The sequence below is a fragment of the Pelobacter seleniigenes DSM 18267 genome (genome assembly GCF_000711225.1).
Taxonomy (GTDB): domain Bacteria; phylum Desulfobacterota; class Desulfuromonadia; order Desulfuromonadales; family Geopsychrobacteraceae; genus Seleniibacterium; species Seleniibacterium seleniigenes.
Window position 1 is genome coordinate 1,678,584 of record NZ_JOMG01000002.1, and the last position, 15,052, is coordinate 1,693,635.

The 15,052-nt window shown below is 48.7% G+C and carries 16 protein-coding genes; 4 read left to right on the forward strand and 12 right to left on the reverse strand.

Annotated elements, in window-relative coordinates; translation table 11 throughout:
• Positions 1 to 34 precede the first annotated feature (34 nt).
• From N909_RS0110470 to N909_RS0110490, 5 genes are all read right to left on the reverse strand, one after another.
• A complete protein-coding gene (locus tag N909_RS0110470; protein WP_051689674.1) occupies positions 35 to 475 on the reverse strand; it encodes a VOC family protein in 441 nt (146 codons plus the stop codon).
• Positions 476 to 821: 346 nt separating this feature from the next.
• Complete coding sequence (locus N909_RS0110475) at positions 822 to 2,039, reverse strand: MFS transporter (protein ID WP_051689675.1); 1,218 nt, start codon at positions 2,037 to 2,039, stop codon at positions 822 to 824.
• A 302-nt stretch (positions 2,040 to 2,341) separates the two neighbouring features.
• A complete protein-coding gene (locus N909_RS0110480; RefSeq protein WP_036683082.1) occupies positions 2,342 to 2,980 on the reverse strand; it encodes an alpha/beta hydrolase in 639 nt (212 codons plus the stop codon).
• A gap of 246 nt (positions 2,981 to 3,226) precedes the next feature.
• Positions 3,227 to 3,517, reverse strand: coding sequence for a hypothetical protein (locus N909_RS0110485; RefSeq protein ID WP_029914757.1), 291 nt, complete (start codon positions 3,515 to 3,517; stop codon positions 3,227 to 3,229).
• 323 nt (positions 3,518 to 3,840) lie between these two features.
• Entirely contained in the window at positions 3,841 to 4,467 is a 627-nt protein-coding gene (locus tag N909_RS0110490) for a lactate utilization protein (protein WP_029914759.1), read from the reverse strand.
• 213 nt (positions 4,468 to 4,680) lie between these two features.
• On the opposite strand from N909_RS0110490, the gene N909_RS0110495 reads away from it, so the two are divergent.
• Entirely contained in the window at positions 4,681 to 5,724 is a 1,044-nt protein-coding gene (locus N909_RS0110495) for an IS110 family RNA-guided transposase (protein WP_029914767.1), read from the forward strand.
• Between the two features lie 534 nt (positions 5,725 to 6,258).
• Here N909_RS0110495 and N909_RS24600 read toward each other — a convergent pair.
• The 6 genes from N909_RS24600 to N909_RS24605 form a co-directional block, all read right to left on the reverse strand.
• Entirely contained in the window at positions 6,259 to 6,693 is a 435-nt protein-coding gene (locus N909_RS24600; RefSeq protein ID WP_051689676.1) for a DUF2846 domain-containing protein, read from the reverse strand.
• A 63-nt stretch (positions 6,694 to 6,756) separates the two neighbouring features.
• A complete protein-coding gene (locus N909_RS25695; RefSeq protein WP_155005917.1) occupies positions 6,757 to 7,227 on the reverse strand; it encodes a hypothetical protein in 471 nt (156 codons plus the stop codon).
• Positions 7,228 to 7,300: 73 nt separating this feature from the next.
• Positions 7,301 to 7,909, reverse strand: a complete 609-nt coding sequence (locus tag N909_RS0110510; RefSeq protein ID WP_029914773.1) for a hypothetical protein — start codon at positions 7,907 to 7,909, stop codon at positions 7,301 to 7,303.
• A gap of 118 nt (positions 7,910 to 8,027) precedes the next feature.
• Positions 8,028 to 8,984, reverse strand: coding sequence for an STM4504/CBY_0614 family protein (locus N909_RS0110515; RefSeq protein ID WP_029914775.1), 957 nt, complete (start codon positions 8,982 to 8,984; stop codon positions 8,028 to 8,030).
• Between the two features lie 133 nt (positions 8,985 to 9,117).
• Positions 9,118 to 10,023: a toll/interleukin-1 receptor domain-containing protein gene (locus N909_RS0110520; protein WP_029914776.1), complete on the reverse strand. Its 906-nt coding sequence runs from the start codon at positions 10,021 to 10,023 to the stop codon at positions 9,118 to 9,120.
• A 96-nt stretch (positions 10,024 to 10,119) separates the two neighbouring features.
• Entirely contained in the window at positions 10,120 to 10,473 is a 354-nt protein-coding gene (locus N909_RS24605) for a hypothetical protein (RefSeq protein ID WP_051689677.1), read from the reverse strand.
• Between the two features lie 207 nt (positions 10,474 to 10,680).
• Between N909_RS24605 and N909_RS23815 the strand changes: the two genes are divergently transcribed.
• From N909_RS23815 to N909_RS0110540, 3 genes are all read left to right on the forward strand, one after another.
• Complete coding sequence (locus N909_RS23815) at positions 10,681 to 11,019, forward strand: phage integrase N-terminal SAM-like domain-containing protein (protein WP_051689678.1); 339 nt, start codon at positions 10,681 to 10,683, stop codon at positions 11,017 to 11,019.
• Positions 11,020 to 11,355: 336 nt separating this feature from the next.
• Positions 11,356 to 11,814: an EVE domain-containing protein gene (locus N909_RS0110535; RefSeq protein WP_029914780.1), complete on the forward strand. Its 459-nt coding sequence runs from the start codon at positions 11,356 to 11,358 to the stop codon at positions 11,812 to 11,814.
• A gap of 17 nt (positions 11,815 to 11,831) precedes the next feature.
• Positions 11,832 to 12,218: a nitroreductase gene (locus N909_RS0110540; protein WP_245613595.1), complete on the forward strand. Its 387-nt coding sequence runs from the start codon at positions 11,832 to 11,834 to the stop codon at positions 12,216 to 12,218.
• A 26-nt stretch (positions 12,219 to 12,244) separates the two neighbouring features.
• On the opposite strand, the gene N909_RS0110545 is transcribed toward N909_RS0110540, so the two are convergent.
• Complete coding sequence (locus tag N909_RS0110545; RefSeq protein ID WP_084167670.1) at positions 12,245 to 14,836, reverse strand: S8 family serine peptidase; 2,592 nt, start codon at positions 14,834 to 14,836, stop codon at positions 12,245 to 12,247.
• Positions 14,837 to 15,052: the final 216 nt, after the last annotated feature.

Below are 15,052 nucleotides of genomic sequence, written 5' to 3' on the forward strand. Positions count from 1 at the left end.
CCGGTTGCGCTACGCAATCGGTTGGGATGATTGGTTATGAATCTGCTGCTAGTCTCATGTTGCCATTGTCATCAAATGTGAACATCGGCCCCCATGCGACTTCCCAATAGTAACCGTCAAGGTCAGCAAAATAGCCACTGAAACCACCCCAGAAAGTCTCCTGCGGTTCTTTGACGATTTTGGCCCCGGCGTTTTCGGCACATTTCATCATGGCGACCACTTCGTCTTTGCTGCGGGCATTATGGGCCAAGGTGATGCCGCTGAAAGCGTTACGTGTTGTCGGCACCTGCGGCGAAATGTCTTCAGCAAGTTTGTCGAGCGGATAAAGGGCCAGCCATGCTCCGGGGAGTTCAATAAATGTGATGGCCGTAGAGGCGGTGTTCGGAGGAGTGTTCAGCACCTGCCGGTAAAATTCCGTGGCCCTGGGCAGATCGTCCACCCCGAGAGAGATCACGGTCATTCTTGGTATTTTCATTTTTTACCTCCCGATAGCTTATGAGCTGATTTGATGGTTGAGCAAGTAAGATCTATCTGGGCAAAGCCAAGGTCGATGAATTTGACTACAAAATCCGATTATTCATTCGTTGAGTCCACGATGTCCTGGCACTCAACACCTAAAACCTATAGAAAAGTTTCAATCATAGAAATCTCTACAGCTGTGTTTTCCATTCGTTGCAATAATTCTTTCTGTAGACCAGCATTTAGGCGGGGGAAAGACAATTTTTATTCCTTTATATTCCTGGGGGAATCAAGGGTCCAGTCTGCTTTTGGTTTTTCCCGCACAGATTTCAATAGTGGCCTGAACTTATGCAAGCACAGCATCACACCCGGCGAGTGCCGAGTTCCGTGAGCCAGTAGAGAAACGAGATTCCGCCAAACGTGCCACCCAGCAACGCGACGCCTGGCCATCCACTCAGCTCAAACATATAACCCGATGATGCGGACCCGACCACCCCGCCAAAGAAAAAACAGGTCATGTACGCTGTCGTTATTCGGCTTCTCGCCTTGGGGTTCAGCGTGTAAATGACGCTCTGGTTCAGGATCTGCGTACCTTGCTGACCAATATCAAGCAGTACGATACCGACGATGATAGCGGAAAGGTGCGTACTGAAGACACCCATGATCACAAACGCGAGAACGACCAGCCCGATCAAAACCCCGGTGCCTATCCGGGTGCCGCCACGGTCATGAATGTGCCCTGCGAAACTGGCGCTCAGGGCTCCCGCAGCGCCAATCAGGCCAAACAAACCGATGGTCGAGTCGTTGTAGCCGTAAGGTGGCCGTGCGAGAAGGAATGCCAGGGCGGTCCAGAATACGCTAAACGCTGCAAATCCTAAGGAGCCATAGACGATACGCCGTCTCAGTAATGGTTCATCACGAAACAGCTGAATCACCGAGCCAATCAGGGCCGAATATGACATACGCGTTTCGCCTTGGCTCTGTGGCAGCATCCGCCACAGCACGGCGGTTTGAACGAACATGCAAATGGTTGCCAGCCCGAAAACAACGCGCCAGCCAAAAGCGTCAGCAATGAATCCGGAAACCGTACGAGCCAGTAGAATACCAAGCAGCAGGCCTGTCATCACCCGACCTATCACGCTGCCACGCTGCTCGTTAGCGGCCAGGGTCGCAGCAAATGGCACCAGCACTTGCGCTACGACCGAAGTAAGGCCGATGGCCAGGCATGCAATAAGGAAAGAACCAATGCCTGGCGAGACCGCGGCGCCGGCCAGTGCCACCGCAGTCCCTGAGGAAACTACCGTGATGAGTCTGCGTCGTTCAAACAAATCACCGAGCGGTACAATCAGTCCGAGACCGATGACATAGCCTAGTTGTGTCATCGTAATAATAAGACCGGTTGTGCCTTCAGAGGCCCCGAAGCTTCGTGCCAGCGTGTGCAGCAGCGGCTGCGCATAATAAAGATTCGCCACGGCCACACCGGATGCGACAGCCATCACATAGACCAGCGAATCATTTGGCTTTAAGGGGAGGATCTTCAGCGATGTTTGGTCGTCACTGTTATGCTGTTGAATCGTCAAGTTAACACTCCCCACCGCATCATGTGCGGGTAGCAGGTGACGAGAAGATAATTCGGTTCCGTGGGCTTCTGGCGAATTTGCTTAACTCCGCTCAGTTCGGTTGATCTACAATTATTCATTATTCTCATGACTTCAGCAAAGAGCACTTCTCCCCAGGATAATTCAATATCGGTTTGGCATATGGGAGAGATGTCATTAACCCCTTGAAATCTAAGGGCTGATCTGACCCCGATGATTGGCACACCCAACGCTTTTGCAAACCCATGGAGGGATTTTTCTAACAACCTGCGGATTGTTCTGATTTAAGCGGATGCTGCTCCAAATGCCGCCCGTGTAAAATTCTGCAGCTTTCTGACAATCGATTCCCGTTCTTTGTCAAATAGCTCTGTCCCGTGGGCATCCCCCGGGTAAAATAGCAATTCTTTTGGATTTTCAAAAAGTTCGAACATCCTGCGAGTATCGCTTGCGCCATCGTCATTTTCCGAATTTATCAAGAGCTTGGGAATTTTAATCCTGCTCAATTCATCCTTACTGTAAAAGACAGTTCCTTCATATTCGATAGGAGCTGAAAAAGCCACGACACCAACAATAGAACTGTTCTTTATCTGGCGAGTTGCGATTTTTATGGATGCGACCCCACCCCTGCTTGCTCCAATAAGAATAATCTTCTTCGCACCTGCATCACAAATAAATGAAATTGCATCTTCAAGAGTTCTTGATTGATCATCCATATGCTGAAAATAGTCATAGGTAAGGACCATATACCCGGCAGAGATCAAGTCTCCAATAATTGAATCCCATTCACTTTGATCATTGGTATCCATGTTGGAAAGGATAATTGCCAAATGGCCTGATCCATAAAGGTTGCCATTGGTAAACCTGCTATCCTGAAATGATTGTGAAATTGGAATACGGACAGATTTTTTGTTGATTAATTTCATTTGCTGAGTCCTTTTGCTGCCTGACTTTTTGCTAACAGGTTCGGTCGTGCCGGGGCAGCTTAGTACAAAAGGAAACCACCTGGTTTTACAAGGGGATAGTTACTCTCTCCACGGGAGTTTTATGCTCCAAGACTCGCTGTGGACTATGTTGATTATAGAGATACGCCTAGTGCCCTGTTCAGTTAGTTGTTTGGATAATTAATGCTGCCGGCTAGTTATGCAACTATAGCGACCAGAATTGATTGATCACCTCTTGAGCCAGATCTCCAATTCACATTCAGTCCCGTTACAGCCATACGAGAATACTGCTATTTGATGCTCATCTGCAGCAACTCCATAGCACCTTTCACTCCCCTCAATCTCCACCTGAGCACAGAGATACGTGCTGTTGTCATCCAATAGCTTGTTTTTAGTGCCATTGGGGCACTTACACATATTGTTGACATAATCGCCGCTGAGGACATTCAGGGTCTGAATGGTTCTCAGTTCCTCTATTCCGAGATTATGAAGCCTGTTGATGATCTCTTTCTGTGACATGGTAACTCCAGCTTCAGGGTAAACTTCTTGGCATGGTCCAATTCCGGTCTATCTGATCGGCTAACTAGAATCCCCTGGAAGTGCCTTATTATCACTTCAGGAGAGGAGGGACCGCAAATTTATGACGTCAATCGTGAGCTGATTTTTTAGCCGCGTCAACAGGTGAAAGGTTTCCGCTCGACTTGAATAAAGAGAAAGAAAATCAAGGCGTTCACACCCCTCAAAACCCATCCGATATATTTGCTTTATCGCTATAACGACCGGGCTTGTCCAGCCACAGGATAAGATCGTGGCTCGTCCCTCGCGCTATCTATCATTATTCGTTAAAATCCATAATCACCTTCAACAATAAAAACTTTTATTCGCTCAGTATCAAACTGACCCTGGATTATTGTGAAGTAATTGCAAATTTTGTCTTCTGCTTTACAGTTCATGCATTTTCCGCTACGTACACAAGGTGTGCTTTTCCCTAATCTTTTAGCATCAATTGGGGCAGCGACATTTCTAACTCTACTAAATGCTTCGACTTCTGATATAACAATTTTATTGGTTCCGCAAATCAAAATAACCTTTGATGGTCCATATATAATTGGTGCGACTCGACTTCCATTGCCATCAAGGTTGTAAATCTTTCCCTCAGTCGATAGTGCGTTTATTCCAGATAAAAAAAGATCTGCACCAAAGTTTTTTATATATAAATCCCTTTTTTCTTCACTAGAAATATTTTCTTTGTATTTATCTAAAAAATTAACATTAGAATTTCTCAGTAAAGAGTAAATCCCAAGTTCTTCTAATGTTATAGAATCTCCGACACCAATAGTCATTTCTGAAGTTAATCGCTCTTTTATGCAGGAAACTAGCGCTTCTTTTGAAGGAAAATACAGTGCTTCAATTCTATTTCTCGATAACGAAGATATTGTTTTGTTAATTTTTTCATCAATCTCTTTCATTGATCTTTCCGGGGAGGTTAGATTTTAACGGTTCATGAAGGCCGGCGGCGACGCGAAGTTTTGTTCACCACCACAATTTGGTTTTGCTTTTCAATTTTGCACAGACGTATTTTCCGTCCGGTTAGTTTGATACTTAGTGCAGGCCCCCTCCAGGTAGCGGACCATCCGCTATCCTTTGAGTAACCATAACCCTCAAAGAAAGGAGCCTGCACCATGAGATTTTACACGAAACAGCATCAGTTTTATTGCGGTGTCGATCTCCATGCCGACGCCATGTATGTCTGCATTCTCAACGCAGTCGGTGAGATCGTTGTTCACAAGAACATTCCGACCAAACCGAAAGCATTTCTGCGCCTGATCAAGCCGTACCGTGAAGGTCTTATCGTCGGTTGTGAATGTATGTTCACCTGGTACTGGCTGGCCGACTTCTGTGCCGATGAAGGTATTAATTTTGTCCTCGGACATGCTCTTTACATGCGGGCCATTCATGGAGGCAAGGCCAAGAATGACAAGATCGATTCGCATAAAATCGCCGTGCTGCTGCGCGGCGGCACTTTCCCGTTGGCTTATGCCTATCCTGCAAAGATGCGGGCGACCCGTGATCTGCTGCGGCGGCGTAATCATCTGGCTCGGAAGCGGGCTGAACTGATTGCCCATATTCAGAATACCGCATCGCAATATAATCTGCCTGATCCTTTAGGCTGTGTCGCAAAACCGAGTCAGCGCGAAGGATTGCCGCAGAAGTTCAAAGACCCCATTGCCCGAGGAATGATAGAAATCGATCTGGCCACAATTGAACACTACGATCAGCTGCTTGGTGTCTTGGAGCGCCAACTCGAAAAGGTGGCCATGAGCCATGACCCCGTCAGCCTGGCACTGCTTAAATCCATTCCCGGAGTGGGCAGGATTCTTTCCCTGGTTATCCTTTACGAAATTGAGGATATCGCCCGTTTCCCCCGTGTCCAGGACTTTATCTCCTACTGCCGGCTGGTCAAGCCGGCCAAGGAATCAAACGGGAAGTCTTACGGCCATTCCGGCAAGCGGATTGGCAATGCTCACTTGCGCTGGGCCTTTGGAGAAGCCATCATTCTCATGCTCAAAGGAAATAAACCCATGCAGCAGCAAGTGCAGAAGATGGCGAATCGCCATGGCAAAGGCAAGGCTTTGGCGAATCTTTCCGCTCGGCTGGGGCGAGCGGTCTATGACATGCTGAAGAATCAGGTGCCTTTTGACCAGGAATTGTTCTTAAGGTCCTGATTCGGGAGGAGGCGGATCAGCCGGAAAGCCTAACTGGTGAGAACCAGCTATCAAGATCGCTCACGGGCCGATAGAAGAGAAACTTCTGGGAGAGCCATCCCACAGCAAAGGCCCGGTGATCATGAATCTCTTCAGCCGGTTTGCGTTGATTGGAGGTCCGTCTCGCTCCCTCATATTTTGCGCGATGGTCGAATGCGGCCCGCGCCGGTTCTGCCCCTGACCCGATTCCGTAGCTAACTGGGATCATCGGAACGCCAGATGAAGCCCGCCCTTATTGACTGGAACGGCACCAGGGTCCGCACGTGTTTCCAGGTGGCAGAAGATCAGGATGCAACCAAAGGTCCGGCTTCTGTGGATAAGAGCCTCGATAAGTGTTTGGGAGCAGAATCGTGACTGCAGCCCGTTGCAAAGCCCAAGTCAGAACCCGGATGGTTGCTAGTAGATCAGTCGCTTGTCAAAGAACGAAAAGATGAATCTTTTACGTTAACGCTATTCTTTACTCTTGACGGCCGGGGGCCTGATAAGGGTTAGAATTTAAAGTGCCAACTTGCATTTTTTTAACTCTTCAATGGCCAAGCCTTTATCAACCAAGTAAGCAGTATGCTCGAAAACCATGGCAGCATAATTTTTTGAAGAAATGCTTACAAAATATGTTTTTCCGGCTTCAACGGTAAACTTTAAAACCCTGTCGATGTTTTGAGTGTCGGTAAAAAGAAATATCTCCCCAGGATCAATCTCTTTTACCAGGTAACTTTGATTACTTAGTTTTGGGGATATTCTTACGTTATTTAGAACCACTTGGTAACTAACAGCTGCACCCGTCATTGCCCAAGGTCTATAAATGTAAAGTAGGGCCTTATCGGGACGATTACTTTTGACGTCAGTAAAAATGGGTCCTTTGGCAGCACATCCTGATAAGATAAATACAAGTGCTATCAATAAAAATATAAATGTTTTTCTATAAGTCATAAATTTCGCTATTCTAACGGTAAAATTCAGCGGGCGCCGTAGGCGATCCGCTGGAATTATTGGTTAGCGATTGCATGCAATTGCATGATTATAAATACGAACAGCTGCGTCCCTGTGCCATTGCTCTGATGGTGAAAAATGAATTTCATGCTGGTGTGTAGGCCATTGCCCTGAGAGATGGCGGCAAGCGAACGCAACCTCTGCTTCAATTGTTTCCATGACATGCAGGGGAGCATATACGCCATTAATTTTCCCGGTCCAAATGGATAATTTTAAATTTGTTTCTAAAAATTTCCATTTATAACCGTGATACCCACCAGAACCATTAGCCTTGAACCCAAAACTTAACCGAGAAGCCATAGGCTGTTTTGCAATACCAACGTAAAGCAATGAGTCGTCACACGAAATAGTATAGAGCTTCGCTACGCCTCGCGTCGTCGCTGGAGCTGAAAACTTACATTCTTTCGATCCCCTTGAGAGACAGTACCATCCGCCTGAAAGGCTCAATTCATAATCTAGGGGATCGTCTAGCATGGGTATGCTTTCGCTAACGGTTCAGCGTAACCGGGCGTCAGCCGGAGGCTGACGATCCGAGTTGACGCACTGGTTATACGTATCCTTCACGACACCGCGATAACGCATCTACAAGACTTGAAGTACCAGTCTTCTGCAGTATTTCGTTTTCATAGCCCTGCATCAGTGGCGTTGAGATGCCTTGCCTTTTTACCGAAAGAAGATAGCTGATACCATCCTTCCCGGACCGCCCGGCTTCGGCCTTTGCGCTTTTGATAGCGAGATCGGCCAACTTTGCGGCATTTGGATCTGTGATATTGGCTCCAAGCTTCGTATACAGCACAACGTCGAGCCCCGCGAAGTTATTCAGTTTCTCCACCACCATTCTGTTTGGATTTGGCTTGGATGGTAGCGCGTAATGCTTGTTGGTGCTTTCGTTCCTTGTCTCTCTCCGCCACAACAAGTCTTGCGCCGTTTTCAGGTCTACACCAGCATCCAAGACAAGAATCGTGGCATGGACGCGGCCCCCACCGATTTCGACAGGAACGACCGTGGGTGCGCCATCACGCGTAGAACTCGACCGGGCAAACTCTATAGAGAATGGAGTTTCGATCCCTTCTTTCCGCTCGCAAATGAGCGGCACAATTTCCTTGCCCGGGTCTTCGATTAAAGAGCCGTAGGCGAGAATTCCAACGCGACTCATCGGTGCGCCTCCTGAAACGTATCGGTAGTGATAAGCGGTGGCGACGAGAACCAGCGTGACCTACCGCAATTTGGTTTTGTATTTCGGGAAGCACCCCGCTATTTTTCCATCCGCTTAATTATATGGTTGCAAGGTTTTTCTCGGCTGTAGTTAAGAATACCAATGTAGATGCTGTCATATGCAGCATGTATGCAACCAAATAACCTGGCACTGTTGTTGGGGTAGAACCTTGTCCATGGCCACTTAGCTTGTTTCGGCCAGTTGGAATACTGCTTTCCAACATGCTGCGTAATGAACTTAGCTGCTGCTGCCAAAATGAAGGAACAAGGTCATTATCAAGACAGACTTGAATTAATGCCTTCGAAGTAGCATTGGCTTGGTATGCCCACTTGCGTTTATCGCATATGGCTTTCATAGTGCTTTCAAATGCTTTCAGGCAGTCATTAAGTGCCTCTTTGTGCTTTCCATGTCTGTAATGCTCATAAGCACTCAGAAATTCTTGTTGGGCACCTTGATAGCTTTTTTCGTTCAGTAACCGCAATGCTGGTTTTACTGCTTCAGAGTGGAGTAACTCAGAATCCACTCGAACAATTTCACCTTCTATGAACTGAAAGCCTATTCCATGCTCTTTGAATCTGGCGTTTAGCTCCTCAATGGCATCGTCCACGCTTTCTGAAGCATTTCGCTTATGCAGATAGTCATATTTGCGGGTGAGTCGATCAATATACCTAAAGCTTAATTCAACAATATCTAGCTGCTTTTCAACCTCGTCAACTTGCAATAGATAATTAGCAAGCTCAGTTAAATACATTCTCTTACCATATTTATCTGCTGTTGGAAGCCGAAACATTCCATACTCTCTGCAAAGAGTATCCACGATAAATTTATAAGCAGATTGGACATTGTGGCCACACCCATAATTGTCGTAATAGTCTTCATTACTTCCAAGTGCATCTGACCAAATATGAACGATTTGCACCCTCAAAGCATTTGGCAGGTCATCGTAGGTGTAAACATCCGGTACGTCCCCCCTTAAGGCTTTTTGCCTTTTGGAGAATAGGTCAAAAATTGCCATCAATGCTCCTTCCTATTGATTGCATAACGGATTGATTTAAGCGGCAGCGTAGAAACTTTTGCATAGCACTGGCCTTTTTCGAAACGCACCGCTGTTGAACTGTCCGCTTGAAATATGGGTTGGGCGACGTCCGTTATACGTGGGAAAAGCAATCATTTGCAAACTCGCGCAGTCGGTCTCTATTCAGTCGGCCTCGTTTCCTGATTTGTTCTTTTAGTTCTGCTTCGTGCCTGAGCGCTGATCCCATCTCGTACATTTTCGAGCCATCCCACATATTCTTTAACTCGCACTCCCAAACGTCCTCGTACGTGCCATTGATCCCGATCATCAATACATTTCCAGGTGACACTCCCGCCTCGCTGAGACTGCGCGATAAACTTATGGCCTTCCCGTCGAATATCAGACTGTAACTAAACGACCACTTCATTCCGAGTTCTGGAACTTCTTTGTGCCAAGGAAGTTTTAGAACGTCGATGATGTGGTTGATTGTTTTATCTGCGGTTTCTGAGAGGTCCCAGTCCATCCGGAAAAATTTGTCAAAACGGGTTGAGTGCAGATATATCGCCTCACTCAACTTGTCTCGTGCGTTTGGCCATGGGTAGAGTGGTTTGCCGCCAGCAACGATAGACGCCTCTCGGTCTTTTCCCCAAACGCCGAGCAACTCTCGGAACCCCTGGTCGTAATTGGTGCGAAAATCGGCGTACCGACGGTGCTTGAGGAGGGGCGGTATGTCACAATCCTCAACAAGAACAGGCAAGATGAACGTGCCGCTCATCGCGACTTGCGACATGAGGGCTGCATTAAGTTCTTCAGTAACCCACCGAGAGGTCAACGCTGCCTGCGATAGGACTATGAGGAAGTATTTGGCCTCAGCCAAGCCTGCATTGATCCCCCCTGGCACGCTGTCACCGATGCGTAGGTCAAACTTGTCATACCACGCAGGGATCTCTCTCGATGCCAAATCGGCTACGAGACGATCTACAAATGGCTTGTTTATGCTTGAGTGAGAGATGAATACTTTTCCAATGGGAGCCGTCATCTATTCTCCTTATCCGCCCAACGTTTGAACTCAGCCGACCTGTGCCGCATAGCGACGACAGGAGCGACGCGGCACTGGGTCGGCTGGAGTGATTTGTTATGGCTCAATGAACTTTGACTCAGCAAAGCCACATGCAGAGCACTTATATTCACGTTCTTTTGCACCCATATCCCCAAAGATTCCGTGCGGTTTAGTTGAAATTATTTCGAACGTGGGGTTTTTACATTTAGGGCATCTCTCACCTGTTGCGCTAGTAAGTGAGTGCATCTTCTCCTTAAGCTCTGCGTTTTCTGACACAAGATAAGCGATCTTTAATTTTGCATCAGCTAGTTCAAGACTCAGGTCCGCAAGTAAGTTCTTGAATTCAGCGTCTTCAATATTCTTACTTATTTCCCTTAGCCTAGTGGCAAGTGAGATTGCTGTAGATACTGATGATATTAGGTCTGCCACTTATCTCTCCATTTTGTAGCCATAACATGTAATATACGTGATATTAGCCGTGTTATAACACGGACGCTCAGCAGCCAAATTTTCTTTTCACTATTTATATCAGTAGGTTCTGACAATTTTCTGAAAAATCTGCTTGCGTGATAGATGGTTTAATGTAGCATAGATCGCTGTAGAATAAATTACTCAATTGACAATGGAGGAGGGGCCATGAGTCAACCGCGTTTACTTGATCTGGTGCGTAATGAAATTCGGTTACGGCATTATAGCATTCGCACTGAAAAATCCTATGTTGACTGGATAACCCGTTTTATCCTGTTCCATAACAAAAGGCATCCACAAGAATTAGGGGCTGATCACGTCAGCTCTTTTTTAACCTACCTGGCAACACGGCAGAATGTTGCTGCCTCAACCCAGAATCAGGCGCTTAATGCCCTGGTTTTTCTTTATAGAAATGTCTTGAAAAGCGAGTTTGATGAGCTCGACACGATGGTGCGGGCGAAGAAACCAAAGAAATTGCCGGTGGTGCTCAGCTCTCTTGACAGGTGATCAGCATCTCTTCGCAGGCTGTTTTTCAACAGCCTTTTCTTCCTGTAAGATTGTTGGGCGCTGAAGATTTTATTCTCTTCATTTGCCAGAGAACCTGTGATGCAAGTAGATTAGTTTTCATCCGGAAACGGCCCTTTTCCGCTGTGGCGGTGTCAATCTGCGGGTTTTCTTGTGCGGCGTAAAGTGCTACGCCTCCGCGCAACCCCTTGATTTCCTTGCCACAACGAAAAATTGTTTGTTTCCAATCTGAAAACTTAGCCGTTGCCCCTCGGAGTTTCCGAATGGCAAGTAGATTAGGTAAAGAGTTGTCTGCAAAAACAAGAAAGGGAGCAGTTGATGAACTACTGGCTGATGAAATCGGAACCGAACGCTTTTGGCATTGACGATCTGCAGAACATGCCGGAGCAGACCGAACATTGGGACGGGGTACGCAATTACCAGGCGCGCAATATGATGCGGGATGAGATGAAGGTGGGTGATCAGGTGTTTTTTTACCATTCCAATTGCGAGGTCCCGGGGATTGTCGGGCTGATGGAAGTGGTCAAAGAAGGGTATCCGGATTTCACCGCCTTTGACCCGAACAGCAAGTATTTTGACGAAAAGAGCGATCCGGCCAAGCCGCGCTGGTTCATGGTCGATATCAAGTATCTCCGCCATACCCGGCGGGTGATCCCCCTTGCGGAACTCAAAGAGCATGACGCCTTGGAAAACATGGCGCTGGTGCGCAAGGGGAACCGGTTGTCGATCATGCCGGTCAGTCAACAGGAATGGGATTATATCCTGGGCCTTGAATAGCAAGCGGATGAATTGTTTTGGAAAGTAACGTTGTGGAAAGTGAACGACCTGTCGGACAGTGTCGTAGTTGTACGCTCCTGTTAATTCAGCGCTGTTATGGCCGGCACTGGTGGTTTTGCCTGGTGCGGGAACCGCTGGTCTGGGGGATGCGGATGCTGGCCTGGTGGCATAGGATCGACGCCCACCGTTATGTTGTTCCCAGTCCAACTTGTCAGGGCTGTATTCGCTTCATGAAAACCGAGCTGGATGAAAAATCACCCCTGTTTCGCGGGCTGAACAAACTGATCGGCCTGCGTTTCAAAGAATTGCGTGACTCCATGTTGACTGAAGGAGATCATCAGCAAGCCAAGCAAGAGGCTGAAGAACGGATGAACCCCGCTCATTCTGAAAGTAAAGCGGAGTGAGCGGGGCGATATGCCTTGCGCAGTGGTCAGGGGATTGGATAAGGCTGTACCAGAAAATCCAGACTGTTCCGGTCGCTTGAGACGCTGATGGGTGACAGTTGCTGCAAGGACGGATAGGCTCCAACGACTTCGGCCATTTCATTATAATGACCATCGTTGTCAATATCGGTTGCGGTATAGAGAATATAAGAGCCCGCTGCCACGTCTGAAAATAGATACCGCAGTTCGCCGTTGGTCAGGGTGCCACTGGTCTCATATTTAATCTCTTCTGTTTGAGGATCGAGCAGTCCGATGTGGAAATAACCGCCGTTGACCAATGTCGTACTGAGACTCTTCTGTACGGTAACCGGGACGGCTACGGGTGAAACATCGGGTGCATCTGAACTGAAGGTCACCGTTGCCAAAGAGGTCCCTGGCGACAGGGTGCTGCGGTCCACACTGAGGGTATAGGTTCCGATGCCCGAGCTGTCGACAGCGCTGGCTGCAACGCTGAGCCAGGTGGCATCGACGGCAATGCTGACAGTGCCGCTGGAGCCGCTTCCGCTGAGATAAAGCTCTACGGTTAAAGAATCGCTGAAGGTACCGAAATTAAGTGACTCCGGATTGGTTGCCAGCGCTGTCGGTACAGTTTGATTGGTCTGAGCCCAGGCGACAGCCTTATAGGCATTGATCAGGCCGTAACCGTAATAGTCGTTACGGCTTGCAGTGTCTGCATCGGTGAGCAGCCCGCTACGCAATAGGGCATCAAAGTCACTGGCCGTCAGGTCCGGATATGCACTTTTAAGCAACGCGGCAACTCCGGCGACATGGGGGGTCGCCATGGAGGTCCCATGTTTATAGCAGTAGGTGTATTGAAGGGTTGTCCCGCTGTCATCCCCGCAGGTGCTGTAAATATCGTAGGCTTCGACATGAGCCCCGGCGCCGCCAGGAGCGGCGACATCAACTGTCGGCCCATAGTTTGAATAATAGGTCAAATCTCCGTTGTTATCGACGGCACTGACCGCAACGACACCATCATACGCAGCGGGGTAATCGATATCTGCCAGGCCATCGTTGCCGGCTGCGGCAACGACGATAATGCCGGCCGCGTGAACCTGATTGTACAAATCCTGTTCGGCCTGGGAGTAGGCGTCGCCGGCTGATCCTAAGCTCATGTTGATGATATCTGCCGGGCGGGCCGGGAGTAAGGTTGAATCGTTGTCCAGCCCGGCCGCATAACGGACCGCCTGGAGAATGTCATAGCTTGTCCCCACCGCCCCGAGTCCTAACGCCCGAAGCGGCATGATTTTTCCGCTCCAGGTAACACCGGCAACGCCGGTTGAATTATTGGTTGTCGCGGCAATGATGCCGGTAACATGGGTGCCATGAAAAGAGCTGCTGCCATCGTTTCTTGACTGATCACCGGGATCGTTCGGATTATCGTCAATACCGTCGCCATCATTGGATCTGGAGCTGTCCGAGACAAAGTCATAACCGGTGATCAGGCGGCCGTTCAGATCGGGATGGTTTAACAAGACACCCGTATCGATAACGGCAACGATAACATTGTCGCTGCCAGTGGTGAGATCCCAGGCTTCAGGCAGGTTGATCAGCTGATAGTTTATAATTTGCTTGTTGTAATCGGAATCATTAGGGGTTGCCGCGGCATAGCGGTAATAATTCAGGTCGGCTGAGGCGACATCGGAACGCCGCCGCAAGGCCTTGATAATCCTGATGGTGTCCAGTTTGCTGATTTGTGTGGCCGACAGGGCCGATACGCCTGTTGTCGGCGGCGATTTGCTGATCCCCAATGTGGAGAATGCCTGGTCCCGGGCGGCATCAGTGTTAAAGCCCATCAGCATGGCCCGGCCCGGTTTCCCGGCCAAGCTCTGCAGCCCTAATTTTTGGGCTTTTTCTGCCAGTGAGGCTGCAGTTGTGACGGCGGCTGCGGACGATGAGACGTCATCTTTTAAGCGCACGATAATATCTCTGGCGACGAAATCGTCGCTCAGATGCATTTCCTCTGCTCCCGAACTGGAGTTGTTCTTATCAATGGTCAGGGTATAGCTGGAGGCGTTCGGAATGTTGGGACCGGCGTTATAGGCCCGTACTTCGATATAGTAGGTTCCCGCTGTCTCAACCCGAAGGGTTTCCGTGGCTCCTGTTCCCATCGAAGCATCGACCTGAAGCTCACTGCTGTCAAAAAGATACAGGTCGAGGTCGGCGGCAACGGAATCCGGAAAACTCAGTACGATGGTCTGGCCGGCAGTCAGGGGGACCCGAAAGAAATCGCTGCTGTCCCCGCTCTGGTAAGACCGCCCGCTGCTACCGGAGCCAGGAAGGTTGACATAGCCGCTGACCGTTGTCGGGGAAGAGATCGTTTGAGCTTCATCGAAGCTATCATTGGACCTGAAATCCGCATCAGGGTCATTGGTGTCGCTGTCAAACTCCATGAACAATGCTGCGCTAATAGTCCCCTGCACGGTATATGTCGCTGCTGCCGTATCCGTTGAGCTGCTGCTTTGACTGCCGCCCCCGCCGCCGCAGGAAGAAAGGCTGAGGGCTATCAGCAAGAGAATCGGATAACCGCAAAGGTGCAGGCTTAGCCGCTTGAAAGAGCGAATTCGTTGCATATTCATCACTGTCCGCTTATGGCAGCTCAGTGGCAGCGATAGGCCAGACCTGTGCTGTCATTGTTCACAATTGAGGGTCGCCAAAGAAGGTGATCGTCCTGGTATGGGTATCTAGTCATGACCATCGGAGAAAAGTCAACGGATCTTTTGGGACAACGATACCCATCACATTTCCTGTTGCGATATGATTGCAAATACGCAGCCCTCTGCGGCGAACTGTAC

Excerpts from the sequence above, each read along its gene's own strand:
- N909_RS0110470 (WP_051689674.1), bottom strand. The coding sequence starts at position 475 with ATGAAAATACCAAGAATGACCGTGATCTCTCTCGGGGTGGACGATCTG.
- N909_RS0110480 (WP_036683082.1), bottom strand. The coding sequence starts at position 2,980 with ATGAAATTAATCAACAAAAAATCTGTCCGTATTCCAATTTCACAATCA.
- N909_RS0110485 (WP_029914757.1), bottom strand. The coding sequence starts at position 3,517 with ATGTCACAGAAAGAGATCATCAACAGGCTTCATAATCTCGGAATAGAG.
- N909_RS0110490 (WP_029914759.1), bottom strand. The coding sequence starts at position 4,467 with ATGAAAGAGATTGATGAAAAAATTAACAAAACAATATCTTCGTTATCG.
- N909_RS0110495 (WP_029914767.1), top strand. The coding sequence starts at position 4,681 with ATGAGATTTTACACGAAACAGCATCAGTTTTATTGCGGTGTCGATCTC.
- N909_RS24600 (WP_051689676.1), bottom strand. The coding sequence starts at position 6,693 with ATGACTTATAGAAAAACATTTATATTTTTATTGATAGCACTTGTATTT.
- N909_RS25695 (WP_155005917.1), bottom strand. The coding sequence starts at position 7,227 with ATGCTAGACGATCCCCTAGATTATGAATTGAGCCTTTCAGGCGGATGG.
- N909_RS0110510 (WP_029914773.1), bottom strand. The coding sequence starts at position 7,909 with ATGAGTCGCGTTGGAATTCTCGCCTACGGCTCTTTAATCGAAGACCCG.
- N909_RS0110515 (WP_029914775.1), bottom strand. The coding sequence starts at position 8,984 with ATGGCAATTTTTGACCTATTCTCCAAAAGGCAAAAAGCCTTAAGGGGG.
- N909_RS0110520 (WP_029914776.1), bottom strand. The coding sequence starts at position 10,023 with ATGACGGCTCCCATTGGAAAAGTATTCATCTCTCACTCAAGCATAAAC.
- N909_RS23815 (WP_051689678.1), top strand. The coding sequence starts at position 10,681 with ATGAGTCAACCGCGTTTACTTGATCTGGTGCGTAATGAAATTCGGTTA.
- N909_RS0110535 (WP_029914780.1), top strand. The coding sequence starts at position 11,356 with ATGAACTACTGGCTGATGAAATCGGAACCGAACGCTTTTGGCATTGAC.
- N909_RS0110545 (WP_084167670.1), bottom strand. The coding sequence starts at position 14,836 with ATGAATATGCAACGAATTCGCTCTTTCAAGCGGCTAAGCCTGCACCTT.